This window comes from Streptomyces sp. NPDC057623, from assembly GCF_042800355.1.
In the GTDB taxonomy this organism is placed as follows: Bacteria; Actinomycetota; Actinomycetes; order Streptomycetales; family Streptomycetaceae; genus Streptomyces.
Genome location: NZ_JBHVGZ010000010.1, coordinates 190249 through 215945, shown reverse-complemented (window position 1 = coordinate 215945; position 25697 = coordinate 190249). Strand labels below are relative to the sequence as shown.

The window sequence follows — 25697 nt, the reverse complement described above, 5'->3', positions numbered from 1 at the left end:
GCGACGCCCCGGAGTTATCGGTAGGGCGGAGTACGGTCACGTCTCGGGCGGGTGACGGCAGGGTCTTGATGAGTTACCACGCGGTGGCTTCGTCTGGGGCCAGGTCGACAGCAGTGTCCCGGCCGCGGGCGTGAACGCGCAGTCGGTGGTCGCCGGGACCGTTGAACGACAGGGCGGGGAGTTCTTCGTCCAGGTCGTCCAGGTCGTCCAAGATGCCGCGGACCATGAGATCGCCGGAGGCGGAGTGCGCGGAGGTCTCCACGATCTCCTGTCAGTCACCGTCGTCGGGGGCGGGCTCGGTTTCGTGGAGGGTGCCCGTGACGTCGCGCTGGAGCTCGGCGACCGCCGAGCGCTGGGTTCAACGGCTGCCCGTGACCGGCTGTCCCAGCAGAGCGTGGCTCCTGTTACGGCCGTAAAACTCGCGTTCTCCTTCGCCTGCCCGACGCGTCGGCCGGGCGGCCATCGCCAGCCGGCCGCCCCCGCGTGCGAGACGGACTTCCGGCCATGCTGGGAGCGTTGGAGGCAGCCATCACGGGCTCAGGGACAGGTTCGTACCGTTTTCGGAAAGAGATCCGAACAGCCAACCGATTGCCTGCCACCTCTACGAAAGCGTCCGATCGATCCAAAGTTGGGAACCGCTTCGGCGCGATGGGCGAAGGACAGGTGAAAGCCCAAGTGTTCGAGCATCGTCCCTTGGACGAGAGGAGCCCCGATGACCGTCGGACCAGGCGTCGGCATCGGCACCGCGCGTGCCGATGCGGAGAGCGACGCCTCAGTGATCGCGCGGTCCCGGGATGAGCCCGAGGCGTTCGCCGCGCTCTTCGACCGGCACGCCGACGCCGTGCACCGCTATGCGGCCCGCCGCCTCGGCGGCGAGGTCGCCGATGACCTTGTGGCGGAGACCTTCACCACCGCATTCCAGCAGCGGCACCGCTACGACCCGGCCCGCGGCGCGGGCGCCGACGCCCGGCCCTGGCTGTTCGGCATAGCGACCAACCTGGTCGGCCGGCATCGGCGGGCTGAGGCCCGCCGGTTCAAGGCCATGGCCCGGGTCCCGGCCCTCGCCGACCACGACGAGCCGCTGGCCGAGCGGGCCACGGACCGAGTGGTCGCGCGGGCCGTACGCCGCGAGCTGGCGGCGGCGCTGGCCGCGCTGCCCGCTCGGCACCGGGACGTGCTGCTGCTGGTGGCCTGGGGGGATCTCAGCTACGGGGAAGCGGCCCAGGCCCTCGGTATCCCCGTGGGCACGGTCAGATCACGGCTGCACCGGGCTCGCAGCAAGCTGCGCGAAGCATTGGGCGGATCCGACCCGACGGCACTGCGAGAGGTATCCGACCATGCATGACGAACTCGAACTCTTGAGGGAGTGGGACGCGGACGCGACCCCGCTCACCGGTCCGGCCCGGGACCGGGCCCGGCACCAGCTGCTCAACGCGATGGCCCACGCGGGCCGGCGCACCGATACCGGCCCCAGTCGCCGCCATGTACTGCGCCTCTCGGCGGCCGTAGTGGTCGCCACGGCGGTTACGGGGACGGCGGCGCTGCTCGGCACGGACGGCTCCGGCGAGGGCGGCGCACCGGGCACGAGCACCCCGCGCGTGGAGAACGCCGCCGCGACGGTGCTGAACGGGGCGGCGGCGTGGGAGCGTGAGCAGGAGAAGGAGCCGGTGGCGCCGCGCGACGACCAGTTCATCTACTCGAAGCGGATCATCAAGGAGACGGAGCAGAAAACCGGCGAGGTCAAGACCTACACCGACGAGATGTGGGACTCGGTGGACGTCTCCAAGCCCTCCTTGTCCATGGAACTGGGCCGCGAGATGTGGGAGGAGCCCGCGGGGAAGGGCGGCGGGGTGTGGCCACCCCGGAAGTGGAGCGAGCTGAAGAAGCTGCCCCAGGACCCGGAGAAGCTCATCTCGGCCATCGTCTCCTCCGACACCAGCGCCGACGGCCGGTCGATCAGCGATCTCGACAAGCTCGAAAGGTTCGAGGCCTACTGGCTGCTCGGCGAGCTCCTGAAGAACCCGGTGCTGCCCCAGGGACTGCGCCCCGCGGCGTACGAGGCGCTGGCCCTTGTGCCCGGCGTCAAGACGATCCCGGGAGTGAAGGACTCCGCCGGGCGGACCGGGGTGGGGATCACCTCTACCGAGCGCGGGTCCTACGGAAGCCAATACCTGATCTTCGACCCGACGTCGTATGAATTCCTGGGCTTCCGCGACGAGCGGATCTCGGCTTCCGGCGAGAAGAAGTACATCCAGCTGTCGCACGTAGTGGACTGGGGGATCGTCGACCGGGTGAGGCAGCGCCCGTAGGCCGCTGTCCCGCGGCTGGGACCCGCAGGGCCGCCGGCACCGGCAGATGGTCGCCGGCGGCCCTGAGGTTTGCCTCCGGCGGGACGCCGAGTTTCCGCAGCGCGTCCTGAGACCGTGATCAAGGTGGTCGCAGCCGTAGGCGCGACGGGCATCGTTGCCGCGAAGGCCACGCCGCACGTCAAGAAGAGGCTCAACAACCTCAAGTTGAAGCTGAACCGCACGTCGGAGGACACCGTCGAGGCCACAGGCCCTCGTTGGTGCCCTGGACGATGAGTTCGCGGATGAACTCCGCCAGGGCCGCGAAGACGCGGAAGACCAAGCGCCCGCCGGGCGTGGTCGTGTCGAGCGCCTCGTGCAGCGAGGTGAATCCGATGTCTTCACCAACGCCGGCGGATGCCCGACCACGCCGTACGCGGCCCACACTGGTCGGTGTGAGACGCTCACCCCCGACCGGCCGACCAACCGATCACGTGCCGACCTGTCGGCCGGGCTCGGCTTCGGTCGCGGGTGTTCGGCACAAGTGAGCCCGAGTGGGCACAGGTCGGCACGGCCCGGCACAGTGAGAGGCGGCAGCATGCGTATCGGACTGCTCGGCACCGGCCCGTGGGCCCAGATGGCCCACGCTCCCGCCCTGAGCCGGCACGGCGAACTGGACTTCGTGGGGGTGTGGGGCCGCCGTGCCGCCCCCACCAAGGAGTTGGCCGACGGCTACGGCGTGCGCGCCTACGACGATGTCGACGCGCTGTTCGCCGACGTGGACGCGGTGGCCGTCGCCCTGCCGCCGTCCGTTCAGGCCGAGCTGGCGGTGCGGGCGGCGCGGGCGGGCTGCCATCTGCTGCTGGACAAGCCGCTCGCGCCGACGGTGGAGCAGGCGCGCGCGGTCGCCGAGGCCGTCGAGGAGAGCGGTGTGGCCTCGGTCGTCTTCTTCACCACCCGTTTCCAGCCGGAGACCGCGGCGTGGATCACCGAACAGGCGGCCCTGGAAGGCTGGTTCACGGGGCGGGCGCAGTGGCTGGGCGCGGTGTTCAGCGGTGACGGCAATCCGTTCGCCGACTCGCCGTGGCGACGGGAGAAGGGCGCGCTGTGGGACGTGGGTCCCCACGCCCTGTCCGTGCTACTGCCGGTCCTGGGTGACGCGCGGCGCGTGACCGCGGCCGCTCACGGGCCCGGCGACACCGTCCACTTGGTGCTCGACCACGTCGGCGGCGCGTCGAGCACCCTGGCCCTGAGCCTCACGGCACCGCCCGCGGCGGCGGGGGCCACGGTGGAGCTGCGGGGCGCGGCCGGTGTGACGCTGCTGCCGGAGAGCACCGAGAGCGCGGTGTCCGCCCTGGTCCGGGCCGCGGACGCCCTGCTGGCCGCCTCCCGTACGGAGCAGCCGCACGCTTGCGACGCCGCGTTCGGTCTGCGGGTCACCGAGATCCTCGCGGCGGCCGAAGCGCTCCTGGACGACGGGGCCTGACACGGGCGCCCGGCCAGGCGGTCCGGTCCGGTCTGGTCCGGGTCCGGGTCCGGGTCCCGTCCGGTCCGGTCCGGGTCCGGTCCGGGTCCGGTCCTAGAGGTTGTAGCCGCCGGACACCTCGATGTTCTGCGCGGTGACCCAGCGGCTCTCGTCGGAGACCAGCGTGGCGATCATCGCGCCGATGTCGCCGGGTTCCCCGACCCGGCCGAGCGCGGTCTTCGCGGCGAGGGCCGGGATCACCTCGGGGTACCGGGTGAAGGCGTCGTCGCCGAGCCGGGTGCGGGTCGCGCCCGGTGAGACGGCGTTGACGCGGATGCCCCGGGTGCTGAACTCCTTGGCCATGTACCGGGTCAGCACGTCCAGGCCGCCCTTCATCGACGCGTAGGCGGAGTAGCCGGGCTCGGCGCCGGTCGTCGTCGAGTTGCTGCTCGTGTTGACGATCGCCCCGCCGTCCGCCATCAGGGGCAGCAGCTTCTGCGTCAGGAAGTACGGCCCCTTGAGCAGCACCCGCAGGAGCCTGTCGAACGTCTCCTCGGTCATGTCCTCGATCAGGGAGGAGTGGGCGAAGCCGGCGTTGTTCACCAGGTGGTCGAAGGTGTCACGCCGCCAGGTGTCGCGCAGCACGCCGGCCACCGTGTCACGGAAGCCGGCGAAGGTGCCGGTCTCGCCGACGTCCAGCGGCAGGGCGACGGCCGTGCCGCCCTCCTTCTCGACGGCGGCGACCGTCTCCCGTCCTCCTCTCGGGTTGTTGCCGTAGGTCAGGATGACCCCGACCCCGCGCCTGGCGATCTCGATCGCGGCGCTCCGTCCGATCCCGGAGCTGGCTCCGGTGACGATGGCGACCTTCATGACGTCCCTCCCAGGAACAGTCGGTGATGGAGTGCGGTGATTCCATTCAACCCATCTGACCTGCGGGAACGTTAGAACGATGCTCGCCGGTGCTTGCACGATCCTCTCGGGTCCGGAAGCCTCGGCCCGCGGTGGTGCTGCAATGGACGTATGCACCTGGAAGAGCTCCGGACGCTGCTGGCACGCCATGCCCGGCCCGACTGGACCACGGCCGTCGACGGCGTCCTCGTCTCGAAAATCGACCGGTCGGACCCACCGGCGCCGTCCATGTCCGGCACGGTGCTGGCGGTCATCGCCCAGGGCGCCAAGCGACTCGCTCTGGGTGACCGGGTCTACGCGTACGGCCCCGGGCAGTACCTCGTGGCCTCGGTCGACCTGCCTGTCACCGGACAGTTCACGCAGGCCGACCCCGAGCAGCCGGCGCTGGGGTTCGGGCTCACGCTGGAGCCGTCCGCCGTCGCCGAGCTGCTGCTCCGGGCCGGCCCCGGCGCCACCCCCCGCGCCGGCGGAGGCGCCCCCTCGGGGATCGCCGTCAGTGACGCTCCCGCCGCGCTGCTCGACGCGGTGGTCCGGCTGCTGCGCCTGCTCGACGAACCCCGCGACCGGGCCGTCCTCGCCCCGCTGGTCAAGCGGGAGATCCTGTGGCGCGTCATCACCGGCGAGCAGGGCGCGACGGTGCGCCAGCTCGGTCTCGCCGACAGCAGCCTCAGCCATGTATCCCGGGCCGTGCGCTGGATCCGCGAGCACTACGCGGAGCCCTTCCGGGTCGAGGACGTGGCGCGGATGTCCGGCATGAGCGTGTCCGCCTTCTACCGGAACTTCCAGGCGGTGACCGCGATGAGCCCCATCCAGTTCCAGAAGCAGATCCGGCTCCAGGAGGCCCGGCTGCTGCTCGCCACCCACCCGGGCGATGTCACCGGAGTCGGCCATCGCGTCGGCTATGACAACCCGTCGCAGTTCAGCCGCGAGTACCGCCGCCAGTTCGGTGCCCCGCCCAGTCAGGACGCCGCCCGCCTGCGCGATGCCGTGCGCACGCGTGCGGGGGTCCTTCCCTGAGCCGGCCCTCGTCCTCGAACGGCTCCTCGCTCCGCCGGAACCAGGCCCGGTCACCCTCGATGTGGAGCAGGAACTCGGCGACCGGGCCGTCCGGCGAGGACAGGGAGACGCGTCTTCGGATCTCGTCGTAGGCCCTCTCCCAGGCTTCCCGCGCCTCGTCGTGGTCCCGCTCCGGCCGGGCCGGTTCGCGGGCGAACAGATCGCTGACCGCGTCGTACCCCGGACCGGGTGTGAAGCGGCCCGACAGCCAGGGGAAGTCGGCCTCGTCGATCAGGATGTCCCCCACCGGCTCGTCGCCGCCGTGCACCTGCCAGAGCCCGCCGTCGAACCCCATGCCGCCTCCGTCACCCGCTGTCGATCACACCGCTGACCAGCTTGCCACCCGGCACTGACAGGCGGCCCGGCCCCGAAGTCGGACCGGACCGCCCCTCAGCTACTGCTCCTCAGTTACTGCTCCTCAACTCCCGCTCGTCGGCTCCACGCCTCGCTACGCCGACTGCGCCGCATGGAAGTTGATGCGCTCACTGACGACCGGGAAGCCCGCCTTGGCGAAGTTCGCCGCCATCGGGAAGTTGCCCTGGTCCGTCGCGCCGGTGACGAACTGCGCGCCCTGTTCGACGAGGAAGTGGGTGCACTCCGCGAGGAGGTCGTAGGCGTACCCGTTCCCCCGCTGCTCCGGGACGACTCCGATGAAGCCGATGGTCGGTCCGGAGGGGTTGTGCGCCGGGATGTGGATGCCCGCCAGCTCGCCCTCCGGAGTGTGCGCGACCTGCCACCACTCCCGTGGGGACGGGCACCAGTGGAAGAAGTCGAGCTCCTCCTGGGCGGCTTGGTCGAGGCCGCCCTCCTCGATGGCCCGCAGCGAGTGGGCGTCCAGGGTGACGGAGTGGATGCGGCGCAGCGCGTCGAAGAAGACCGCGTCATCGGGTTCGGCGCTGAAGCGCAGCCGTCCGGGCCGCTCGGGCAGGCCGAGTTCCGGAGTCCAGCGGTACAGGAAGCGTTCCACCAGGAGTTCGTAGCCGGCCGCGCGGGCGGCGCCGAAGCGGGCTTCGGCGGCGGCTTTCAGGCCGGGTTCGTCCCGCCAGCCGCCGGGCAGGTTGATCTCGAGTTCGACCTGCCAGGGTGCGGAGCGCAGGAGTTCGGCGCCGGCCTCCTCCTGGCCCTCGGCCACGTCGAACCAGTTGATGTTGACGGGCTCCGAGTCGTCGGGGCCGCCCCACCAGGCGCCGCGGGCGACGACGGTGCCGTCGCGCAGGGCAACTCGCTTCCACTCGGGGCGGAACGTGGTCCGCCGGTGTCCCTCACGGGCGCCCAGCGGGTCGGGGTGTGCGTCGAAGAGATGGGCGTCGCTCGCGGAGAGCGCGCGGATGACCAGATCGGTCACGGATTCCTCCGGGATAAAGGCTGCTTGGAGCGCCCCCGGTCAGATCTGACGTGGCACGCCGGGGCAACGGGAAAGGGAGCGCTGGAAAGGTGTGAACCGCACGGCACTCGCCTCCTTCCGTCCGTCTCAGGGCGTGGACCCACACCGTACGTGATCTTCATCGGGCCGTCCACGGGTTTTTCGCGGGGTCGGTGCGGGTTCCGCCAGGCGACAGAAAGCTCCGGACAGGGGTTCGGAGAGCGCTCTCGCAGACCTGTGCGGCTTAAGTGGGTCTTAGGAGAGGGTTAAGCGGTCGTGGGCATTCCGTGGTCTTTCAAGTTCCCGCAGCTGAGCGGGATTTGGGCCTTCCGCGGACCCATTGGCCGACGCGGGGGTCGTGCGTAGCATCGGGGTCCATCGGTGGCGCCGACCCCTGTTCCGAGAGCGCTCTCAGAGCGCCAGGGAGACTCGCCGGCGGACAGCACACGTCGCCGCCGCCCAAGTACCCGCACAAGTACTCCGGGAGACCCCCCACATGACTTCCCGCCATCAGCGCCATCTCGGTCGACGCAGGCTCCTCCTCGCCCTCGGCGGCACCGCGGTGGCCGTCCCCGCCGTCGCGACCGTGGCCCCGTATGCCCTCGCGGACACGCCCACGACCGGCGGCGCCCGTGCCGCGGCGGCGACGCTGCCGCTGACACTCGTCAACGACAGCGGCTCCTTCGGCAACGCGAACGTCCACGTCTACATCGTCGGCAACCAGGACGGCCGCCAGGTGCGCGTCACGCCCGACGGCACCCTCGCGCCGATCGCACTGTCGGACAACGGCGCCGACGGCTTCACCGACTACGCGATCGGCCTGGCCGGCAGCGGCGAGACCCGGCTCTCACTCCCCCAGATGTCCGGCCGGATCTATGTGTCGCTCGGCCAGAAGCTCAGGTTCAAGGCCGTCACGGACGGCAGCGGCAACGCCGCGCTCCAGTACCCGGCGGGCTGGGTGACGTCGGACCCGAACTACCCGGTGCTGCACGATTGTGCCGAATTCACGTACAACGCCGCCGGGATGTTCTGCAACACGACCATGGTCGACATGTTCAGCGTGCCGCTGAGCATCCGGCTGACCGGCGCGAAGGACCAGACGACGGGCAGGCTGCGCGCCGGCGGGCGGGCGGCGGCGTTCACCGCGGTCAGCCAGGCCGAGGGGTTCGCGCGGCTCGTCGTGGACGACACGCGCGTCATCGCCCCGGGGCACGGCCTGGACGCCGGCCTCTTCGCCGAGGACCACCTTGCGCCGTACATCGACGAGGTGTGGAGCACGTACACCGGCCGGGACCTCACGGTCACCACCAACGCGGGGACGTTCACCGGGCGGGTGCGTGGTGAACGGTTCACCTTCGACGGGCCCGCGCAGGTGTCCTTCGCCAAGCCGTCGACCCGGGACGTGCTGTTCTGCGACGGCAGCCTCGCCGCCCCCAACGACGGCACCACCGGCCCGGTCGCCGCCGTCCTCGGCGCCGGCTTCAACCGCTCGACGCTGCTCAGCCATCCCGCCCAGCCGACGACCGACGCCGCCACCTTCTACCGGACCGCCCTGACCAACCACTACGCCAAGGCGATGCACACGGCCACCGAGGACGGCAGGGCGTACGGCTTCGCCTTCGACGACGTGGCCGACTTCGCCTCGTACATCCAGGACACGGCACCGACGGGGATACGGCTGACGCTCACCCCCTTCGAGGGCTGACGCGATCCGAGCGGGTGCTCGGTCCTCGGGGCGGGCGGTTTCCCTCCCGGGCGGAGCGGCACTTTCGGCGCCTCCGGATGCAGGGTCCGCTCCGGCGTTGAATGGTGTTAACAGACCCGATGACCGCACCGGGCCCGAAGAGAGTCACCCGGATCCGAGGAGCAGAGATGATGCCGACGTCCCAGCCCGAAGCGTCCGGGCCGTCCGAGGAGCGCGTCACCCCGGACGACCTGCTCCACGCCCGCACCGGCACCGATGTGTCGCCCGAGGACATAGTGCTTGCCTCAGGCAAGGACCTCACCCCGCGCAATCTGGAATGGGCCAAGCGCAAGCTGGCGGCCGAGGGCCCCTCCGCCCTCGACAAGCTGCTGCCCTAGCCTCAGCCGGCCTCGGTCTCACCGTCCAGGCTTCGCACCGGTCGCCCCGGGATGCGTGTCGGCACCCGGGGCGGCCGTGTGCGTGTCCGTACACAGCACGGGCACCCGCTGTACGAGGTTGTTGGCGAAGCCCCCGCGGTTCCACGGCGGCTCCAGGGGCTGTGTGTGCCCCTCGGCGTCGGTGGCCCGGGCGCTCAGGACGTGCTCGCCGGGGAGCGCCGTCCAGCTGTGCCGCCAGCGGCGCCACGACCACCGGTGCCCGTCGTCCGGCTCCAGCTCGGCGTCCTGCCAGCCGCGCCCCGAGTCCGCGCTGACCTCTACACGCGTCACCGGCGCGCGCCCGGACCAGGCCCGCCCCTCCAGGGTCACCGTCCCGGGCCGGACCACGCGGGCCCGGGACATGAAGTCGGGGAACCCCGGCGGCACGAGCAGGGCCCGGGGGGCGATACGGGTGACCGGCTCGCCCTCGTCCTCGGGATCTTGGCGCAGCCGGTACGCCACGGCCTGCTGGAACCCCCGGAACGGCTCGTCGGCGACGGTGATCCCGTGCAGCCACTTCACGTGCGCCATGCCGTACCAGCCGGGCACGACCAGCCGTAGCGGGCGGCCGTGCTGCGGAGGCAGCGGGGCGCCGTTCATGGCGTACGCCACCAGCACCTCGGGTTCGCTGCCCGTGGCCACCTGTACGGGCAGGGCGCGCCGGTAGTCCTGCTCGACGCCGCGCTCGACCCCGTGGTCGGCGCCGGTGAAGACCACCTCGACCGCGTCCGCCGCCACGCCGGCCTCGGCGAGCAGCAGGCGCAGCGGTACACCCGTCCACTCGGCGGTGCCGACCGCCTCGACGAGCCAGGGCTGGCTCACCGGCCGGGGCGTCAGCAGGGCCCGGCCGTTGCCCGCGCACTCCAGCGTGACCCGGGTGGTGACCTGCGGGAACGTGCGGAGATCGGCCAGGTTCAGGCGCAGCGGGCGGCGGACGCGGCCGTCGAGCGTCAGCTGCCAGGGGGTGTCGTCGGGGACGTACGGGATGTCGTAGTGGGTCAGGACGTAGTGCAGGCCGGGCGGGGTGAGGTCGTAGCGCAGGGCTTCGAGCGGCATGCCGTGGTTGCGGGTCGCGAGCGCCAGTTCGTCCCGGCCGATGCCCTCGTCGGGGGCGGCCAGCCGGGCCGGTGCGCTCGCGTCGGCGAGTCGATGCCCCATACCGGCATTATCGACCCAAACGCGCAGGTCGGCGCGGGTCGGCCCGGGCCTGCCCGGCAGACGGCCCAACTTCCGTCCGCTCCGCGGCACTTCACCCGCGCGGCGGTTTCCGGCTCACCCTTTCGAAGGGGGCCCACGACTGTCAGACTCCTGAAGGTGCCCGACTTCGACATGCTCGTCATCGGATCCGGCCCGGGTGGCCAGAAGGCCGCCATCGCCGCGGCCAAGCTGGGCCGCCGGGTCGCCGTCGTCGACCGCCCCGACATGGTGGGCGGCGTCTCCATCCACACCGGGACCATCCCGTCCAAGACCCTGCGCGAGGCGGTGCTGTATCTGACCGGCCTCACCCAGCGCGATCTGTACGGCCAGAGCTACCGGCTCAAGGAGGACATCACCGTCGCCGACCTGACCGCCCGCACCCGGCATGTGGTCGGCCGTGAGGTGGACGTCATCCGCAGCCAGTTGTCCCGCAACCACGTCGCCCTGTACGCCGGGACCGGCCGCTTCGTGGACCCCCATACGATCGCGTTGCGCGAGGTCACCGGCCATGAACGGCTGCTGACCGCCGAGCACGTCGTCATCGCCACCGGCACCCGGCCCGCGCGGCCCGGCAGTGTGGAGTTCGACGGTCGGACGATCATGGACTCGGACAACGTGCTGGCGCTGGAGCGGGTGCCGCGCTCCATGGTCATCGTCGGTGCCGGTGTCATCGGCATGGAGTACGCCTCGATGTTCGCCGCGCTCGGCAGCAAGATCACCGTGGTGGAGAAGCGCGCCGGGATGCTCGACATGTGCGACGTCGAGGTGATCGAGTCGCTCAAGTACCACCTGCGGGACCTCGCCGTGACGTTCCGCTTCGGGGAGACGGTCGCCGCCGTCGAGCTGCATCCCCGTGGCACGCTGACCCTCCTGGAGAGCGGCAAGAAGATCCCCGCCGAGGCGGTGATGTACTCGGCGGGCCGGCAGGGGCTCACCGACGAGCTGGACCTGGACAAGGCCGGTCTGACCGCCGACCCGCGCGGCCGGATCACGGTCGACGAGCACTACCGCACCGAGGTGCCGCACATCTACGCCGTCGGCGACGTCATCGGCTTCCCGGCGCTGGCCGCGACCTCGATGGAGCAGGGGCGGGCGGCGGCGTACCACGCCTTCGGGGAGCCCGTCGGGCGGATGCACAACCTCCAGCCGATCGGCATCTACACCATCCCGGAGATCAGCTTCGTGGGCCGGACCGAGGACCAGCTCACCGAGGACTCCGTGCCGTTCGAGGTCGGCATCTCCCGCTACCGCGAGCTGGCCCGGGGGCAGATCATCGGTGACTCGCACGGCATGCTGAAGCTGCTGGTCTCTCCCGAGGACCGCACACTGCTCGGCGTGCACTGCTTCGGGACGGGGGCGACGGAGCTCATCCACATCGGCCAGTCGGTGATGGGGTGCGGCGGAACGGTCGACTATCTGGTCGACGCGGTGTTCAACTACCCGACGCTCGCGGAGTCGTACAAGGTCGCCGCCCTGGACGCCACGAACAGGCTGCGGCAGATCGACCACATCGGGGACTGAGTCCCCGGGGGGTGTCGCGCCGCGCGCGTCAGGTCGTCCCCCGGTCCTCGTCCGGAAGGCGGGAGTCGTCCTCGACCACGTGCATCGCGGCCTCCTCCGCGCCGGCCGCTCCGCCGTCGATGCCCAGGTCGAAGGCGATCTCCTCCTTCGTGGTGGCGGGGCCGGTTCCCTCGTCCGGGGCGACCAGGCGGCCCGCGCGGTCGGTCCCCGCCTCGGGGTCGACGGGTTCGCCCTCGCCGCCCGGCAGGTCACCGACATCATCGCCGTCGGGCCCGGTCACATCGGGGAGCTCCTGGGTGAGCCGTTCCTCGAGGGTCTCGCCGGCGTGCTGTTCGGCGGCCGTGGTGCCGTGCCGGGTCACCCCGAGCGGCTTCTCCGGCGGGGAGTAGCCCTCGTCGAGGGTGTCGTCGTAGGTGCGCTCGTCCACGGCGTCCTGTAGGTCGAGCGGCGCGGCGTCCTGCTGTTCCTCGTTGCCTGCGACGGGCTGGTACGCGTCGTCGGCCATCGGCTCTGCGGGCGTGTGTCCGGTGCTCATGGCGGCCTCCCTCGCTCGCGCGGTCGGCTGGTGTCACTGGTGCATGTCCTGAACCGCGTTTCCCGTCACGCGTCGTCCAACCCCCGAAGATCTCACGGCTCTTGAAACATCAAAGAGTGTGGCTATCATCACTCGCATACACGGCGTGACTGCACGGCAACGCAACGGCGTACAGTGTCCGCCACTCCGTTCCACCGCCCCTGACCCGAGGTCATCCCTCTCCGGTTCGTGGCGTTGTTCCACCCCCCCCACCCCCTTACGCCGTCGCGGCCGGTCCGCCCGCGCGTCGTGCAAGACGGAAAGCAGCGCATCCATGAGCAAGAACAGGGGCAGAGGGCTGCAGGCCAACGCCCTCGGTATGTTCGACACGGTGGTGATGGCGGTCGCGGGCAGCGCCCCCGCGTACTCGATCGCCGCGACCACGGCGGTGCTCGTCTCGGCGGTGGGACTGGCCAGTCCCGCCGTGCTGCTCTACTGCGCGATACCGATGCTGGGCATCGCACTGGCCTTCAGCTATCTCAGCCGGATCGACGTGAACGCGGGCGCCAGTTACTCCTGGGTGGGGCGGACGCTGCATCCCTTTCTGGGGTTCATGAGCGGCTGGGCGCTGGTCATCTCGGCGACCATCTTCATGGTGGCGGGTTCACTGCCGGCCGGATCGATGACGCTCGCGCTCTTCGACGAGGAACTCGCGGACAGCACCGCGCTGTCCACGCTGGTCGGCGCCGGCTGGTTCCTGCTCATGCTGTTCGTGGTGCTGGGCGGCGCGCGGCTCACCGTCCGGGCGCAGCTGCTGATGTCCGGTGTCGAGCTGGCCATACTGGCCCTGTTCGCCGTACTGGCCCTGCTCCACTCGGACAACGCCCGGGCGTTCGACTGGTCCTGGCTCGGCTTCGGGCACTTCGACGGCGTCACGGGTTTCGCGTCGGGGGCGTTGATCGCCGCGTTCTACTACTGGGGCTGGGACGTCACCAGCAACCTCAGCGAGGAGACCCGCGACAGCCGACGTACGACCGGCCTCGCGGGACTGATCGGGGTGGGCATCGTCTTCCTGCTGTTCGAGGTGTTCACCATCGCGGTGAACGTCATCCTCTCCTCGAAGCAGATCCAGGACAGCGACGCCAACGTGCTCGCCGTGCTCGGTGAGGAGGTCTGGCCGGGCTGGGGCGGCAAGTTGCTGATCGTGGCGGTGATGCTGTCCACCATCGCCACCCTGGAGACCACGCTCATCCAGGTCACGCGCTCGCTGTTCGCGATGGGCCGGGACCGTACGATGCCGTCCGCGCTGGGCCGGGTGCACCGCGAGTGGAACACACCGTGGGTGGCGATCGCGGTGGTCGGCGTGGTGGCGCTGGCGATGTTCATCGCCTCCAACTTCCTGGGCACGGTGGGCGACATCCTCTCCGACGCCATCTCCGCGATGGGCCTGCAGATCGCCCTCTACTACGGCCTCACGGGGCTCGCGGCGGTCGTCGCGTACCGCAGGATGCTGCTGAAGTCGGTGGGCAACTTCGTCTTCGGCGGTCTGTGGCCGTTGTTCGGGGCCCTGTTCATGTTCTGGATCTTCGTCGAGTCGCTGGGCGAGCTGAGCGGTTCCGCGATCGCGATCGGCATCGGCGGTCTCGCGGCCGGGCTCTTCCCGATGCTCTGGTACTGGCGGCAGGGCAGCGACTACTACCGGCCGGCCAAGCTGGACGCCGCACGGACCGTCGAGGCGGTCTACGATCCCGCCGGCGGTGGCGGGGGCAACTCCCTTGTCCACGAGGGTCTTCCCACCGACTTCTGAGGGAGCCCTCGATGGCGAAAGACCGCTTCGCTCCCGACTTCGACCCCGACTGCGGGGACACCGCCCTCACCTGCGGCCGGCAGGACATCGTCATCGGCCGCTGGCAGGGGCCGCGGGAGCTGCTGCGGGCCACCGGTCCCGACTGGCTGGTCCGCGGCCATCGGACCCGGCAGCTCGCCCTGGCCTGTGCGGGCAGTTCGACGGTGGAGTCATGGCTGGCCGCCGAGCCGCACAGCGCCGACGCACTGGTGCTGCGGGCGGCGACGGAGACGGCCCGGGCGTTCAACCTGGCGATCGCCGCGGGCCGGGGCGTGCCGATCGACCGGCAGCGCATCGACACCGCGGCGCTGTCGTGCCTCAAGGCCGCCGACGCCTACCCGGACGATCCGACACCGTGGATCTCGCTGATCTCCGTCGCCCGGCTGTATCCGTCGGGCGTACGACGGCAGGAACTGGCGCGCTGGTGGGACGAGTTGCACCAGCGCGACCCGTACAGCGTGGAGGGCCATCTCCAGGTGCTGCACTACTACTCCTCGCGCTGGCACGGCACCCACGGCCTGATGTACGACTTCGCCCGTGACGCGGCCGGGGTGGCACCGCCCGGCTGTCCGCTGCCGGTGCTCGTGCAGTACGCGCGCGTCGAGGAGTTCCGCTACGCCCTGGACGCGGCGCGGGGGCAGCATGCCGCCATGGGGCTGGGACAGCACTGGAGCAACGACGGCGCCGTCAGTGACGTGCGCCGCACCTGGGAGCGCTGGATCATGGGCCGCGCCGGCAACGGCATCGCCCCGGGCGAGCTGCGCGACGTGAACCACCTGGCACACGCCGCCTGTCAGGCGGGGGCCCAGGACATCGCCGCGGCGCTGTTCCGGATGCTGGGGCGCCGGGCCACGCGGGCTCCGTGGGCGTACACCGGCGATCCGGAGAAGCAGTTCGTCAAGTGGCGCAAGGAGGTCGGAGTGCGCGGGTGACCGGGTCGGTCAGCGCCCCGTCAGGGCATGGCGTTCGGCCCGTCCGGGCGGCGGTGGCGCTGGTCCACCATCTCGCGGCTCAGCTGCGCCGTCTCCGACTCGGGCAGCCGCTCGAAGCCGTCCTCGGTGATCACCGAAACGGTGGGGAAGATACGGCGGTTGAGGTCCGGGCCGCCGGTCGCGGAGTCGTCGTCCGCGGCGTCGTACAGCGCGTGCAGCGCGGCGAGCGCCGCCTCGCGCCGCGACATCCCCGCGCGGAACAGCTTCTTGAGGGCGCCTCGGGCGTACGGCGAGCCGGAGCCCTCGGCGTGGAAGTCGTACTTCTCGTACGGTCCGCCGGTGACCTCGAAGTCGAAGATGCGTCCGCGCGCGCCCTCGGGCGCCTTGGCGTCGTAGCCGGCGAGGAGCGGCACGACGGCGAGGCCCTGCATCGCCTGGCCGAGGTTCTGGCGGATCATGCCGGCGAGACGGTTCGCCTTCGCCTGGAGGGTCATCGGGATGCCCTCGATCTTCTCGAAGTGCTTCAGCTCGACCTGGTAGAGCTTCACCATGTCCAGCGCGAGTCCGACGGTGCCGGCGAAGGCGACGGCGGTGTGGTCGTCCGCGGGGTGGACCTTCTCCAGGTCGCGCTGGGCGATGAGGTTGCCCATGGTGGCCCTGCGGTCGCCGGCGATCAGCACGCCGTCGCGGTAGGTGAGGGCCAGCACCGTGGTGCCGTGCGGGAAGCGGTCGGGTGCGGCGCGGACGCCGTCGGGGAAGGGACGGCGCATGGGCAGCAGGGCCGGACGGTGTGCCGCCAGGAACTCGGTGAAGGACGAGGTGCCCGGAGTGAAGAACTCCTCCCCCAGCCGCCCGTCGCGCTCACTGCTCGTCATGGCGTTCCCCCTCCGTCCGGCCGACAACCGGACTCCTACCTGAACCGGGCGACCGGGAAACGCCTTTCGCCCTCACAGTGCCCCGCGCCGGACGAGGACCGCGAGCACGGCCAGTCCGGGAAGCAGTGGCAACCACACCGTCAGCAGCCGGTAGCCGAGTACGGCGGAGGCGGCCGCGGAGGCGGGGGCGCCGGCCGCGGTGAGCGCGAGGGCGAGCACGGCGTCGAGGGAGCCGAGACCGCCGGGTGTGGGCAGCAGGGCGGCCACGGTGCTCGCGGCGAGGTAGAGCAGCGCGACCCGGGCCGGCGGGAGAGGCAGGGCGACAGCTCGGGTGACGGTGATCAGCACGACGCAGTGCAGCGTCACGAAGGCCAGCGATCCGCCCCACAGGGCCGCCGCCCGCGCCGGTCGCGCGTGGACGACGCCGACGTACACCCGTACCGCCGCCAGGACCCGTCGGCACCGGCGGCTCAGCGGGCCGGCCAGCAGCGCCGTCGCGCCGACGGCCGACACGCAGATCACGAGCAGGAGTTCCCCGCCGAGGTGCGGAAGGTGCAGCATGCCGGGGCAGGCCGCGAAGAGTACGGCGATCAGGGCGCCGCGCACGAGCGCGCCGGCCGTGCCCTTGACCAGGACCGCGGTGGCCGCGTCGGCGAGCGGTATGCCGCAGCGTATGAGGAGGCGCAGGGTCACCCCGCCCGCGCCCAGTCCGGCGGGCAGTATGTGGTTGGCGGTGGAGGCGGCGAACAGACCGGCCACGAGCCGGCCCGGCGGGAGCCCGCGCGGCACCGCGCCCTGCTGTGCGAGGGCCGAACAGGGCCAGGTGGCCAGGGTGGCGAGTGCGGCGACGAGCAGCCAGCCCTGGTCGGCGACGGCCAGCCGCACCGCGCCGGTCTCCAGCACCGGCCAGTGGCGCCGGGCCAGGCAGACCACGGCGGTCAGGACGACGAGGGTGAGGGCGGCGTGCCAGTACGCCCGTCTGCGCTGGGGTGCGGGCAGGAACTGCTCCGGCGTCACGCCGGTCCGCCCGCGCCCGGGGCCGGGGCGATGCGGACCTCCAGGCCGTCGAGGCGGCGGAGTTTCCAGTCACGGGCGTACCGGGCCGGTTCGCCGCCGGGGTCGGTGAGGGCGCCGACCGGGACGCTTCGGGCGGTGCGCAGGATGTCGGCCGCGGTGGTGTTGGCGTTGTGGCCGCGGGTCGCGCCGGAGTCGCAGCCGGTGTAGTAGGCGACGGGGATGGCCTCGTGCCCGGTGAGCAGACAGGGCGGGCGCACCCCGAGGCGGTGGAGCGCGGCGGCGGAGCGCGCCCAGGCCTGGCGGTTGGCGGTGGTGCGGTCGACGGTGCGGTCCAGGACGACGTACTGCACGGCCAGATGTCCGGCGAGCGCGAGCGCGATCACGGCGGCGGGCGCCGGGCGCCACCGGCCGCTCGGCTTGGTGGCCAGGTGGAGCAGCGCGTCCGCGACCGGGATGGCGAGGAGTGCGTAGGCCGGCAGGAGGAAGCGGGGCGCCGCGTATCCGATCATGAAGAGGTACGGGAAGGCGGCCGTGGCGGCGCAGGCCAGGGGGACCAGGGTGCGGGTGGCACGGCCGGCCAGGACCGCGACCGCCAGACCGAAGGCGGCGAGCAGGGGGAGGGCGAACCACCAGGCGTAGACGACTGGGGCGGGCATCTCCCCGTCGCACGGCCGGCACAGGGTGTTGCCGACCAGGCTGCGCAACTGGTCGTCGACGGCGAGGTTCCAGCCCAGGTCGCCCTGGATGCGGCTGGCCTGGTTGAGTCGCTCGCGCAGGCCGCCGTAGCTGACGAACGCCTCGATCACCCACTGGAGGCCACCGGCGACCAGGCCCGCCGCGAGGGCGGCGCCTAGCCGCAGGTGCCGTACCGCCACCGCGAGTACGAGCAGGGGCAGCGTGACCCAGACGGCGTCGGTGGGCCGCATCCATGCCATCAGTGCGGCGCCCGCCAGGACGCCCCACAGGGCCCGTCGGTCGAAGCGGTCCGCGTGGGCCCGCAAGGAGCAGGCGACGCAGATCAGGGCGCCGAAGCCGACCCAGAGGTTGGGCATGGCCTGCGGGCCGTAGAAGAGGGTCACCCACAGGGTGGCGAAGAGGGCTGCCGCGCCGGCCAGGACGCGGGGCGGGAACAGTCCGCGCCAGGCGCGCAGCGCCAGGTACAGGCCGAGTCCGGACAGAACGGCGAGATAGACGCGCAGCAGGGGTGTGGACGACGACCAGGAGGCGACGGGCCAGACGAGCAGCGGGACGCCACGCGCGCGTGGCGCGCTGAAGAAGGCGGCCGGAGCGTCGGTGCCGGCCTGACTGACGTACACCACCTCGTCCCAGCCGAGGCCGATCGAGGGCCGCACGAGCAGGAGTTGGGCGAGGGTGAAGGCGCCGGCCACGGCCGCGAGCAGGCCGTGGCCGCGCGTCTGCCCCGCCCTGCCGGACATGAACGCCTCGTCGCGCCGTCCCATGCTCACGACCATGGGCTTCGTGCCGTGCGCCATCGTCCGCCCCTCCCCCTACGCGTCGTAGGGTTTCTGAGCCCCGTGGCCGGGCGAGTTGGGCCACAGGGAGCCGAAGAAACACCAAAAACACGGACAAACTAACCCGCATGGGACGGGTGTGCAGTGTGATGTTCGGCCAGGTGCCTGACCGGCCGGGTGACACACTCTGCTGTGTGGCCCTGACCTTCGACGATCTCCTCGCCCGTGCCCGGTCCCTCCCCCGCGCCGGTCGCCGCGCCGTCCTCGGCATCGCCGGGAGCCCCGGGGCGGGCAAGACGACGCTCGCCGAGCAACTGGTGCGGGAGCTGAACGGTGCCGGGGACGCGTGGGTCGCGCACGTGCCCATGGACGGCTTCCATCTCGCCGACGTCGAGTTGGACCGGCTCGGGCGCCGGGACCGCAAGGGGGCACCGGACACCTTCGACGCGGCGGGGTACGCGGCGCTGCTGCGGCGGCTGCGCGAGGAGGACGACGGTGGCGTCGTGTACGCGCCCGGTTTCGAGCGGGTTCTGGAGCAGCCGATCGCGGGTGCCGTTCCGGTGGAGCCGTCGGCCCGGCTGGTGGTGACCGAGGGGAACTATCTGCTGCTGGACTCAGGAGCGTGGGCCCGGGTGCGGCCGCAGCTGGACGAGGTGTGGTTCTGCGAGGCCGACGAGCCGGACCGGATCCGGCGGCTGATCGCCCGGCACGAGGAGTTCGGCAAACCGCACGACCGGGCGGTGGCCTGGGTGCTGGGCTCGGACCAGCGCAACGCCGAGCTGGTCGCCGCGACCCGCGACCGGGCCGACCTCGTGGTGCCGTGCACGGCGCGGCCCGTCCCGCCGGGTCCGCCGGCCGCCCGCGCGGGGGCCTGACCGCATGGGGCTGGACATCACGGTCCTGGCGGTGGACTGGGACCGGCTGGAAGGAACGCCCGCCGGCCGGCGGCTGGAGGTGTTGGACGAGGCCGCGTATCCCGACATCGAGTTGGACTGGGACGCGGAACCCGAGAAGGGGTGGGTGTGCCCGGCCGCACCGTCCCTGCCGTGGATCGCCCGCTACGAGTTCCACTGCACCAGCGGCTCCTACAAACCGCACTTCTGGGCCGGCGAGGCATGGGAGGACGTACGGGAGTTCGCCGACCCGGCACTTCGCGAGAGCCTCGACGGTTTCCTGCGGGACCTGTTCTGGCACGACGACCCGACGCCCCCGCCGCTCCCGGGCCTCGTCCGGGACCCGCACGACCGACGGCGGCCCGGCCTGCTCCTCGCCTGCCCGCCGGTCACGGTGTCGCACCTGGCCGCCCGCTGGACCGAGGCCGAGGCCGGGCTGGAGGGACTGCGGGAGGCGTACGGCGTCCACGCGGCGCGCCCCGGCGGATGGATCGAGGACTTCGACGCGTTCGCCGTACTGCTGCGCGAGTGGGCGGTGGTGGTGGGCGAGGCCGAGCAGCGCGAGTGGGGGCTGCTCGGCATGCCGTGGTGAGCCGGGCCCCTATACCGCGCTGAGCCTGAGCTCGGGCTCTCCGTGCGCGTCCCCCGCCGTCTCGCCGATCACGGCGGTGAAAGCCTCGGTGCGCACCGTCAGGACCCCGTCGTCGTGGGCGAAGGCAGGCGCGAAGGGGCCCGCCGGTCCGTAGCCTACGGCGAAGACGTGCAGGTCCTCCGGGGCGCCGGGGGCCGGTTCGGCCTCCAGGGCCGTCGAGCTGACCAGGTGCCGCCAGCCCTCGTCGGGGTTGCCGTAGCCGCGGGGGTCGGCCGCCAGCGCGAAGGCCGCCTGCTCCTGGGTCCGGTCCGCGCGGGCGTCGAAGTGGTCCACGCCGTCCGACACGGGGTGCGTCAGGCGCAGTGCGCCGGCCGACGTGACCTCGCCGTCGGCCGTCCTGCGCACACGGTCGCCGTCGTCGGCGGCGTACGGCAGGCCGGCCAGCAGGTACGGCGTCCCGGGGAGCCGACCCACCGCGACGATCACCCACAGGCTCGTGCCGTCGGTGACGTACAGGGACCGCACATGGCGCAGGACGTGGTCGCGGCCGACGACCGGCTTGGTGACCAGCTTGGCCGTGAGGCCGTCGGCGCGGACATCCCGGACGCGGACCTCGCCCATCGGGCGGCAGAACAGGAAGCCGTCGGTCACCGGGCCGAAGCCGTGCTGCCGGTTCACCGCCGCCGGGAGGTAGTACGTGCCCGCGGCCTCGACCAGCGACGGGGTCATCCGGTCGTCGAAGGCCACCGAGACGGTGCCCGCACGCAGTTGGTGGCGGGCCGGGAGCGGCGACGGGGCGCGGTGCCAGCGGGTGGTGTCCTGGATCTGCCAGACCAGCATCCAGGCGAAGTGGCCGTCGACGCCGCCGTCCGCCTTGACCGCGTGCCGGCCCCACCGGGAGTCGCCCCGGTACCGGCCGAGGTCGGAGCCGACGCGCCGGCTGAAGTAGCGCAGGCCCAGGACCGACTCGAAGGCGCTGTGCTGCTCGCTGTAGCGCGGGCCGCCGTTGTCGAAGCCGCCGCCCGTGAGGCGGGCGTCGATGTAGCGGGCCAGCGCGTCGCCGTCCTCGGCGAAGATCTCCTCGCCGCTGACGCGGTGGGCCTGGGCGAGGAAGGACAGGGAGATCGGGCCGTAGTTGTTGTCGTACGCGCCGCCGTGCTCCGGAGGCAGCAGCGCCCCCCGGTCCGCCACCCGGTGGTCGCGGATCTTGTCGATGTACAGGGCGAGCGCGCGCGAGCGCACCTGCTCGCTCTGGCCCGGCGGGAGATGGCGGGCCAGCATCAGTCCGCCGACGACGCAGCCGATGGCCTGGTTGCCGGCCTCCTGCGGATTGAAGAAGGTCGCCTCGGTCAGCCAGCGCCAGTAGCCGTGCGCCACTTCCAGGAGTTCGGCGCGCTGCTCGCCCTCGACGAGCCCCTCAGCGAGGTCCAGCACGTTGACGGCCTGGAGGAGCGCCCACGCCGTGCTCGGCCAGTCGCCGACGGGGTGGGCGCCGGAGGCCAGGTTGTAGCGGGCGTACGGCAGAGCGGAGTCGCGGGCCCTCAGGTTCGGGTAGCCGGGGTTGTCCTCGGTGTACACCCGCTCGCGCAGATGGAAGGCGAGGCTGTGGCGCACCGCCTCCGGCAGGCGGGGGTCCTTGCCGCGCTGCCAGGCGAGGGCGAGGAGCGAGGTGATGCCGAGGGACGTGTCGCCGATGTCGTCGACGCAGTCCGGGTGCTCCAGGCTGCCCTCCGGCGTGAGCCGGGCCAGGGCCTCCTCCACGACTCCGGCGAGGACCGCGTCGTACGTCTCGGGGCTGTCCGGCAGGTCGTGCAGCGGGCCGCGCTGGTGCGTGAGGTGCACGGGAGGGGACGTGAGGTGCACGGGGATCAGCCCTTCAGGCCTCGGGTGGCCATGGCGCGGTTCGTCGGGGTCATACGACACGTGCGGGCCGGCGGGCGCGCAGTGCGAGGGTCAGTGTGCGCGGGCCGAGTCCACCGATGTAGACGCGGTTCCCGGTCGTGGCGTCGGTGCCGCCCGCCGCGGTGCAGTCCTGGCCCGGGTCGTACCGCAGTACGTCGCTCCGGTCCGGCCCGGCGAGCGGTTCGCCCGCCTCGACGTCGGCCTCGACCCGGATCTCGTCGTCGCCGACCCGGTAGGTCATCGGCCCCGTCGTCAGGCACCAGCGTCCGTCGCCGACCGGCATGGCGCCCTCGGTCACGCCGCCCGGCCGGAAGGTCAGTTCGAGGGCCCAGGGCACCCGGGGGCCGCTGATGTCGATCCGCAGGTCGGCACCGTCCTCCCGCAGGTCCGCCTCGACGCGGGTCGTGTGGGAGACCTCGTCCCGAGGGCGGTCCGGGAAGGCCATCGCGGCCGAGAAGCGTCCCTCGTCGACCAGTCGGTAGGCGGCGTCGTCGCGCCTGTGGTCCTTCGGGAGCGGCTGGTAGTAGGCGGCCGTGAGGGTCTCGGTGAGCCGGTACCGGTTGTCGGCGAGCTGCTCCATGCCGGCGGCACGGAAGGGGCCCAGGTCGAAGAACCCCCGCGAGAGGCGGACCGCGTCGAGGACGGCGTCGCCCGCGAACAGGCGCAGGAAGGTGGGGTTGCAGGCGAGGCCCGAGCGGACGCGCCGGTGCTCGGGCACGTCGGAGCCGCCGTACACCACCGTGTGCGCGGTGGCCGAGGCGCGGGCGGCGAGGCGCGCGGTGGTCAGGTACCGGTCGCGGGGCAGCGTCTCCGCGACCGGTGCGGGCAGGGCGCGGCACAGGTCCGGGGTGAGGAGGGTCTGGGCGAGCAGGTCGGGGTCGTCGATGCCGTCGGCGGCCGCCAGGCGGGCCGCGCGGGCGAGGTCGCCCCGGCCGGTGCGGATCGCGAGCAGCCGGTAGTGCGGCAGGTAGGGCGCCAGCGGGAACGGGTGCTTCTGGTCCTGCCGCCGCGAGTGGAGGGTCTCCACGGTGCCGTCCGGCCTGATGAGGTCCAGGGTCGCGGCGAGATTGCGTTCGACGGCGGCCAGCAGGTCGGCGCGGTCGAGCACGTCGGCCAGGAGCAGCAGCGAGGGGTTGGTCACGTGGGACGCGTAGACGGCGCTGCGTTCGGAGTACAGGCCCTCCGCATCGATGTCGACGCCCTCGGCGAGCCACTCCTCGACGCGGGCGAGCAGACGCTCGTCCGGGAAGGACCGGTGCAGCCGGGCCAGGGCCGCGCACAGCTCCCAGCGGTGGTTCGGGGTGTGCACCCCACCGGTCAGGAGACTGTCGGAGGCGGCGCCGGCGATCTCGGCGAGCGCGGCCGTGACGTCGTGCAGTCCCGGCCCCGCGCCGGCGGCGAGGACGTGCGCGTCGCACACGTCGTTGACGGTGAACGCGGAGTCCGGTGGTGACTGCACGTTGTCGCCGCCGGCGAAGAGGCCGGTGCCGGTCTGCACGGCCCGCAGGGCGTCGAGGTGGGTCATCGCGGCGGCGACGGCCTGCTCGCTGCCGTGCAGTGCCGAGTCCGGGGAACGGTATGCCGCGACCAGGGTCTTCACCCGGCGCGCCAGACCACGGTGCGGCACACCGGCGGGTTCCTCGTCGGGGTCGGCCGCCAGCGGGGCGGCCGTCCGGTCGGCGGCACGGGCCGCCGACCGGACGAACTCGTGGTCGAGCGGGGTCGGCAAGATCAGTCCTTCAGTCCGGCGTTGATGTCGGCGTTCATGACGTAACGCTGGAACACCAGGAAGACGACGATCAGCGGGACCATGGAGATGACCGATCCGCCCAGCACCACCGACCAGTTGATGTTCTGCGCCCCGACCAGGCTCTGGATGCCGATCTGCACGGTGAACTTCTCGGGGTCGTTGAGCATCAGCAGCGGCCAGATGTAGTCGTTCCACCTCCACTGGAACGACAGGATCGCGAGCGTCAGCATGATGGGCCGGGAGATCGGCACCATGATCCTCAGGAAGATCGACAGCTCGCGCGCGCCGTCGATGCGGGCGGCCTCGATGAGCTCGTCGGGGACCGTCAGGAAGAACTGGCGGAACATGAAGCAGCCGGTCGCGGTGAGCACGGCCGGGAGGATGATGCCGGCCAGCGAGTTGAAGAGGCCGAGGTCGCGGACCACCAGGAACTGCGGGGCGAGCATGACCTCGGACGGCAGCATCGTGGTGGCCAGGATGCCGACGAAGAAGACCTTGAGCCACTTGTTGTCGTACTTGGCCAGCGCGTACCCGGTGCAGCAGCTGACTCCCACCGTGAGGATCGTCGCGATCACACACACGATGGTCGTGTTGATGAAGTACTGGGAGAAGTTGGCGCTCTCCCACGCCGCCTCGTAACCCGACACGGTGGGGTTGTTCGGGAACAGCGTCAGCGGAAGGGAGAACAGGTCTCCCGCCGGCTTGAAGGAGCTGAGGACGAACCACAGCACCGGCACCCCGTAGAGGGCCGCCAGGACCCACAGCAGTGTCGTCGGGGCCACCGCGCGCCGAAGCCCACCGGTGGCCGCGCCGCTGGACCGCTTCTTGCGGACGGCCCGTCCGGGCCCGGCGTCGACCTTGCGTGGCATGTCTGTGGTTGTCATCGGTTCTCCACCCGCCGGTTGACCATCATCTGGACGATCGCGACGACCATCAGGATGAGCATGAGCACGAACGACGCGGCGCTCGCGTAGCCGATCTGGCCCGATTTGAAGCCGGTTTGGTAGATGTACTGGACCAGCAGGTTGTTCGACGTTCCGGGTCCGCCGTTGTTGAGGGAGGCGAACAGCGGGTACTCCTTCATCCCGTGGATGGTGTTGAGCAGGATGACGATGAAGGAAGTGGGCGCGATGCTCGGCAGCGTGATGCTGAAGAACTGACGCCACGGACCGGCGCCGTCCAGCGCGGCCGCCTCGTAGTACGACGTCGGTACGTTCTTGATCGCCGCGATGAACAGCAGCATGGAGAAGCCCGTCCAGGCCCAGGACGCCGCCACCACGACCACCAGCAGCGACAGGTCCGCGTTCGACTGCCACGGCACGGCGCTGCCGCCGAACTTCTCGATGAGGTAGTTGACCAGTCCGAAGTTCTCACCGAACAGCCACCGCCACAGGACACCCACGACGATGGGCGACAGCAGCCACGGGATGAAGAAGAAGACGCGGGCGACCGACACGCCCTTGGCGTGCTTGCTCACGAGCACGTTGGCGATGAGCAGCGACAACACGAAGTTCAACGGAACGAAGAGCACGGTGTACAGCAGCGTGCGGGTCATCGCGTCGTAGAAGGCGGAGTCCCCGAACAGGTTGCTGTAGTTGTCCAGTCCGACGAACTGGAACGCCCCCACACCCGTGTAGTTCGTGAAGGAGTAGACGAGCCCGATCACCGCCGGCCAGAGGAAGAACAGCGCGAAGAGCACGACATTGGCCGCGATGAGGACGAGCGGCGCAAGGGTGTACTTACTGCGTCTCCTGGGCGGGCTCACGGACACGTCCGACACGTCCGAGGCGCGTTTTGTCATCTTCCTGACTCCGTGCTGGTGGAATGGATTCCTGTGGGCTCACGCCATGAGCCCGGCATCACGCGGGCATCCAGGGCCGGGGGGGGGGGTGTCTGCCCCCCCCCCCGCCCCCTTTCCCCCCCCCCCCCCCCCCCCCCCCCGTTTTCCCCCTCCCCCCCTTTCTTCCCAGCCTCTCCCGCCCCCCTC

24 protein-coding genes and 2 pseudogenes are annotated in these 25697 nt (G+C 71.6%); 12 read left to right on the top strand and 14 right to left on the bottom strand.

The annotated features are described in order from the left end of the window. Window positions 1–73 precede the first annotated feature (73 nt). On the bottom strand, window positions 74–262 hold the full coding sequence (locus ACFU95_RS14060; protein ID WP_383826533.1) for a hypothetical protein: 189 nt from the start codon (window positions 260–262) through the stop codon (window positions 74–76). Between the two features lie 450 nt (window positions 263–712). On the opposite strand from ACFU95_RS14060, the gene ACFU95_RS14055 reads away from it, so the two are divergent. The 3 genes from ACFU95_RS14055 to ACFU95_RS14045 all read left to right on the top strand — a co-directional run bounded on the left by ACFU95_RS14055 (window position 713) and on the right by ACFU95_RS14045 (window position 2582). Beyond that, window positions 713–1345, top strand: a complete 633-nt coding sequence (locus ACFU95_RS14055; protein ID WP_383826530.1) for an RNA polymerase sigma factor — start codon at window positions 713–715, stop codon at window positions 1343–1345. Next, window positions 1338–2309: a CU044_5270 family protein gene (locus ACFU95_RS14050; RefSeq protein WP_383826527.1), complete on the top strand. Its 972-nt coding sequence runs from the start codon at window positions 1338–1340 to the stop codon at window positions 2307–2309. The genes ACFU95_RS14055 and ACFU95_RS14050 overlap by 8 nt, the downstream gene beginning before the upstream one ends. Window positions 2310–2432: 123 nt before the next feature. Next, a complete protein-coding gene (locus ACFU95_RS14045) occupies window positions 2433–2582 on the top strand; it encodes a hypothetical protein (protein WP_383826573.1) in 150 nt (49 codons plus the stop codon). Here ACFU95_RS14045 and ACFU95_RS14040 read toward each other — a convergent pair. Continuing rightward, a pseudogene (locus ACFU95_RS14040) lies at window positions 2554–2682 on the bottom strand (recombinase family protein); the annotation flags it as partial. The gene ACFU95_RS14045 and the pseudogene ACFU95_RS14040 sit on opposite strands and share 29 nt — an antisense overlap. Before the next feature lie 201 nt (window positions 2683–2883). Between ACFU95_RS14040 and ACFU95_RS14035 the strand changes: the two are divergent. Then, window positions 2884–3771 carry a Gfo/Idh/MocA family protein gene (locus ACFU95_RS14035; protein ID WP_383826524.1) on the top strand — a complete coding sequence of 296 codons (888 nt, stop codon included), beginning with the start codon at window positions 2884–2886 and terminating at the stop codon, window positions 3769–3771. Between the two features lie 93 nt (window positions 3772–3864). Here the strand turns inward: ACFU95_RS14035 and ACFU95_RS14030 are convergent, their stop codons facing one another. Then, window positions 3865–4620, bottom strand: coding sequence for an SDR family NAD(P)-dependent oxidoreductase (locus tag ACFU95_RS14030; RefSeq protein ID WP_383826521.1), 756 nt, complete (start codon window positions 4618–4620; stop codon window positions 3865–3867). Between the two features lie 150 nt (window positions 4621–4770). On the opposite strand from ACFU95_RS14030, the gene ACFU95_RS14025 reads away from it, so the two are divergent. After that, the gene (locus ACFU95_RS14025; protein ID WP_383826518.1) at window positions 4771–5676 is read left to right on the top strand and encodes an AraC family transcriptional regulator N-terminal domain-containing protein; all 906 of its coding nucleotides are present in this window, start codon (window positions 4771–4773) and stop codon (window positions 5674–5676) included. A gap of 7 nt (window positions 5677–5683) precedes the next feature. On the opposite strand, the pseudogene ACFU95_RS14020 reads toward ACFU95_RS14025, so the two are convergent. Together ACFU95_RS14020 and ACFU95_RS14015 are read right to left on the bottom strand one after the other, a co-directional pair. Continuing rightward, window positions 5684–6010: pseudogene (locus ACFU95_RS14020) on the bottom strand (hypothetical protein); the annotation flags it as partial. Window positions 6011–6163: 153 nt separating this feature from the next. Next, entirely contained in the window at window positions 6164–7060 is an 897-nt protein-coding gene (locus ACFU95_RS14015; protein WP_383826515.1) for a GNAT family N-acetyltransferase, read from the bottom strand. Window positions 7061–7574: 514 nt separating this feature from the next. Between ACFU95_RS14015 and ACFU95_RS14010 the strand changes: the two genes are divergently transcribed. Both ACFU95_RS14010 and ACFU95_RS14005 read left to right on the top strand, forming a co-directional pair. Beyond that, the gene (locus ACFU95_RS14010; protein ID WP_383826512.1) at window positions 7575–8783 is read left to right on the top strand and encodes a glycoside hydrolase family 64 protein; all 1209 of its coding nucleotides are present in this window, start codon (window positions 7575–7577) and stop codon (window positions 8781–8783) included. A 170-nt stretch (window positions 8784–8953) separates the two neighbouring features. Then, window positions 8954–9160: a hypothetical protein gene (locus ACFU95_RS14005; RefSeq protein WP_030052537.1), complete on the top strand. Its 207-nt coding sequence runs from the start codon at window positions 8954–8956 to the stop codon at window positions 9158–9160. A gap of 18 nt (window positions 9161–9178) precedes the next feature. Here the strand turns inward: ACFU95_RS14005 and ACFU95_RS14000 are convergent, their stop codons facing one another. After that, window positions 9179–10357 carry a sulfite oxidase gene (locus ACFU95_RS14000; RefSeq protein WP_383826509.1) on the bottom strand — a complete coding sequence of 393 codons (1179 nt, stop codon included), beginning with the start codon at window positions 10355–10357 and terminating at the stop codon, window positions 9179–9181. 156 nt (window positions 10358–10513) lie between these two features. Here ACFU95_RS14000 and sthA point away from each other — a divergent pair, with 156 nt between their 5' ends. Further along, a complete protein-coding gene (gene sthA, locus ACFU95_RS13995) occupies window positions 10514–11917 on the top strand; it encodes a Si-specific NAD(P)(+) transhydrogenase (RefSeq protein ID WP_383826506.1) in 1404 nt (467 codons plus the stop codon). Window positions 11918–11945: 28 nt separating this feature from the next. On the opposite strand, the gene ACFU95_RS13990 is transcribed toward sthA, so the two are convergent. Next, on the bottom strand, window positions 11946–12452 hold the full coding sequence (locus ACFU95_RS13990) for a DUF5709 domain-containing protein (protein WP_383826503.1): 507 nt from the start codon (window positions 12450–12452) through the stop codon (window positions 11946–11948). Between the two features lie 313 nt (window positions 12453–12765). On the opposite strand from ACFU95_RS13990, the gene ACFU95_RS13985 reads away from it, so the two are divergent. Together ACFU95_RS13985 and ACFU95_RS13980 are read left to right on the top strand one after the other, a co-directional pair. Beyond that, complete coding sequence (locus ACFU95_RS13985; RefSeq protein WP_383826500.1) at window positions 12766–14238, top strand: APC family permease; 1473 nt, start codon at window positions 12766–12768, stop codon at window positions 14236–14238. An 11-nt stretch (window positions 14239–14249) separates the two neighbouring features. Next, window positions 14250–15209: a hypothetical protein gene (locus ACFU95_RS13980; RefSeq protein WP_383826498.1), complete on the top strand. Its 960-nt coding sequence runs from the start codon at window positions 14250–14252 to the stop codon at window positions 15207–15209. A 20-nt stretch (window positions 15210–15229) separates the two neighbouring features. Here the strand turns inward: ACFU95_RS13980 and prcB are convergent, their stop codons facing one another. The 3 genes from prcB to ACFU95_RS13965 all read right to left on the bottom strand — a co-directional run bounded on the left by prcB (window position 15230) and on the right by ACFU95_RS13965 (window position 18594). Next, a complete protein-coding gene (prcB, locus tag ACFU95_RS13975) occupies window positions 15230–16084 on the bottom strand; it encodes a proteasome subunit beta (protein WP_383826495.1) in 855 nt (284 codons plus the stop codon). A gap of 72 nt (window positions 16085–16156) precedes the next feature. Then, window positions 16157–17101, bottom strand: coding sequence for a YbhN family protein (locus ACFU95_RS13970; RefSeq protein ID WP_383826492.1), 945 nt, complete (start codon window positions 17099–17101; stop codon window positions 16157–16159). Then, window positions 17098–18594 (bottom strand): hypothetical protein, encoded by a 1497-nt coding sequence (locus ACFU95_RS13965; RefSeq protein ID WP_383826489.1) that lies wholly within the window; start codon window positions 18592–18594, stop codon window positions 17098–17100. Before ACFU95_RS13965 ends, ACFU95_RS13970 begins: the two co-directional genes overlap by 4 nt. A 173-nt stretch (window positions 18595–18767) precedes the next feature. Here ACFU95_RS13965 and ACFU95_RS13960 point away from each other — a divergent pair, with 173 nt between their 5' ends. Together ACFU95_RS13960 and ACFU95_RS13955 are read left to right on the top strand one after the other, a co-directional pair. Beyond that, complete coding sequence (locus tag ACFU95_RS13960; RefSeq protein ID WP_383826486.1) at window positions 18768–19448, top strand: nucleoside/nucleotide kinase family protein; 681 nt, start codon at window positions 18768–18770, stop codon at window positions 19446–19448. A 4-nt stretch (window positions 19449–19452) separates the two neighbouring features. Then, a complete protein-coding gene (locus tag ACFU95_RS13955) occupies window positions 19453–20058 on the top strand; it encodes a hypothetical protein (RefSeq protein WP_383826483.1) in 606 nt (201 codons plus the stop codon). A gap of 9 nt (window positions 20059–20067) precedes the next feature. Here the strand turns inward: ACFU95_RS13955 and ACFU95_RS13950 are convergent, their stop codons facing one another. From ACFU95_RS13950 to ACFU95_RS13935, 4 genes are all read right to left on the bottom strand, one after another. Further along, complete coding sequence (locus ACFU95_RS13950; RefSeq protein ID WP_383826569.1) at window positions 20068–21900, bottom strand: hypothetical protein; 1833 nt, start codon at window positions 21898–21900, stop codon at window positions 20068–20070. Between the two features lie 70 nt (window positions 21901–21970). Beyond that, window positions 21971–23689, bottom strand: a complete 1719-nt coding sequence (locus ACFU95_RS13945) for a hypothetical protein (protein WP_383826480.1) — start codon at window positions 23687–23689, stop codon at window positions 21971–21973. A gap of 2 nt (window positions 23690–23691) precedes the next feature. After that, complete coding sequence (locus tag ACFU95_RS13940) at window positions 23692–24594, bottom strand: carbohydrate ABC transporter permease (RefSeq protein WP_383826477.1); 903 nt, start codon at window positions 24592–24594, stop codon at window positions 23692–23694. Further along, a complete protein-coding gene (locus ACFU95_RS13935; RefSeq protein ID WP_383826474.1) occupies window positions 24591–25511 on the bottom strand; it encodes a carbohydrate ABC transporter permease in 921 nt (306 codons plus the stop codon). The genes ACFU95_RS13940 and ACFU95_RS13935 overlap by 4 nt, the downstream gene beginning before the upstream one ends. Between the last annotated feature and the right edge of the window lie 186 nt (window positions 25512–25697).

Coding starts and splice junctions, on each gene's coding strand:
- ACFU95_RS14055 (WP_383826530.1), top strand. CDS start 713: ATGACCGTCGGACCAGGCGTCGGCATCGGCACCGCGCGTGCCGATGCG.
- ACFU95_RS14050 (WP_383826527.1), top strand. CDS start 1,338: ATGCATGACGAACTCGAACTCTTGAGGGAGTGGGACGCGGACGCGACC.
- ACFU95_RS14035 (WP_383826524.1), top strand. CDS start 2,884: ATGCGTATCGGACTGCTCGGCACCGGCCCGTGGGCCCAGATGGCCCAC.
- ACFU95_RS14030 (WP_383826521.1), bottom strand. CDS start 4,620: ATGAAGGTCGCCATCGTCACCGGAGCCAGCTCCGGGATCGGACGGAGC.
- ACFU95_RS14025 (WP_383826518.1), top strand. CDS start 4,771: ATGCACCTGGAAGAGCTCCGGACGCTGCTGGCACGCCATGCCCGGCCC.
- ACFU95_RS14010 (WP_383826512.1), top strand. CDS start 7,575: ATGACTTCCCGCCATCAGCGCCATCTCGGTCGACGCAGGCTCCTCCTC.
- ACFU95_RS14005 (WP_030052537.1), top strand. CDS start 8,954: ATGCCGACGTCCCAGCCCGAAGCGTCCGGGCCGTCCGAGGAGCGCGTC.
- ACFU95_RS14000 (WP_383826509.1), bottom strand. CDS start 10,357: ATGGGGCATCGACTCGCCGACGCGAGCGCACCGGCCCGGCTGGCCGCC.
- ACFU95_RS13990 (WP_383826503.1), bottom strand. CDS start 12,452: ATGAGCACCGGACACACGCCCGCAGAGCCGATGGCCGACGACGCGTAC.
- ACFU95_RS13985 (WP_383826500.1), top strand. CDS start 12,766: ATGAGCAAGAACAGGGGCAGAGGGCTGCAGGCCAACGCCCTCGGTATG.
- ACFU95_RS13980 (WP_383826498.1), top strand. CDS start 14,250: ATGGCGAAAGACCGCTTCGCTCCCGACTTCGACCCCGACTGCGGGGAC.
- prcB (WP_383826495.1), bottom strand. CDS start 16,084: ATGACGAGCAGTGAGCGCGACGGGCGGCTGGGGGAGGAGTTCTTCACT.
- ACFU95_RS13965 (WP_383826489.1), bottom strand. CDS start 18,594: ATGGCGCACGGCACGAAGCCCATGGTCGTGAGCATGGGACGGCGCGAC.
- ACFU95_RS13955 (WP_383826483.1), top strand. CDS start 19,453: ATGGGGCTGGACATCACGGTCCTGGCGGTGGACTGGGACCGGCTGGAA.
- ACFU95_RS13940 (WP_383826477.1), bottom strand. CDS start 24,594: ATGACAACCACAGACATGCCACGCAAGGTCGACGCCGGGCCCGGACGG.
- ACFU95_RS13935 (WP_383826474.1), bottom strand. CDS start 25,511: ATGACAAAACGCGCCTCGGACGTGTCGGACGTGTCCGTGAGCCCGCCC.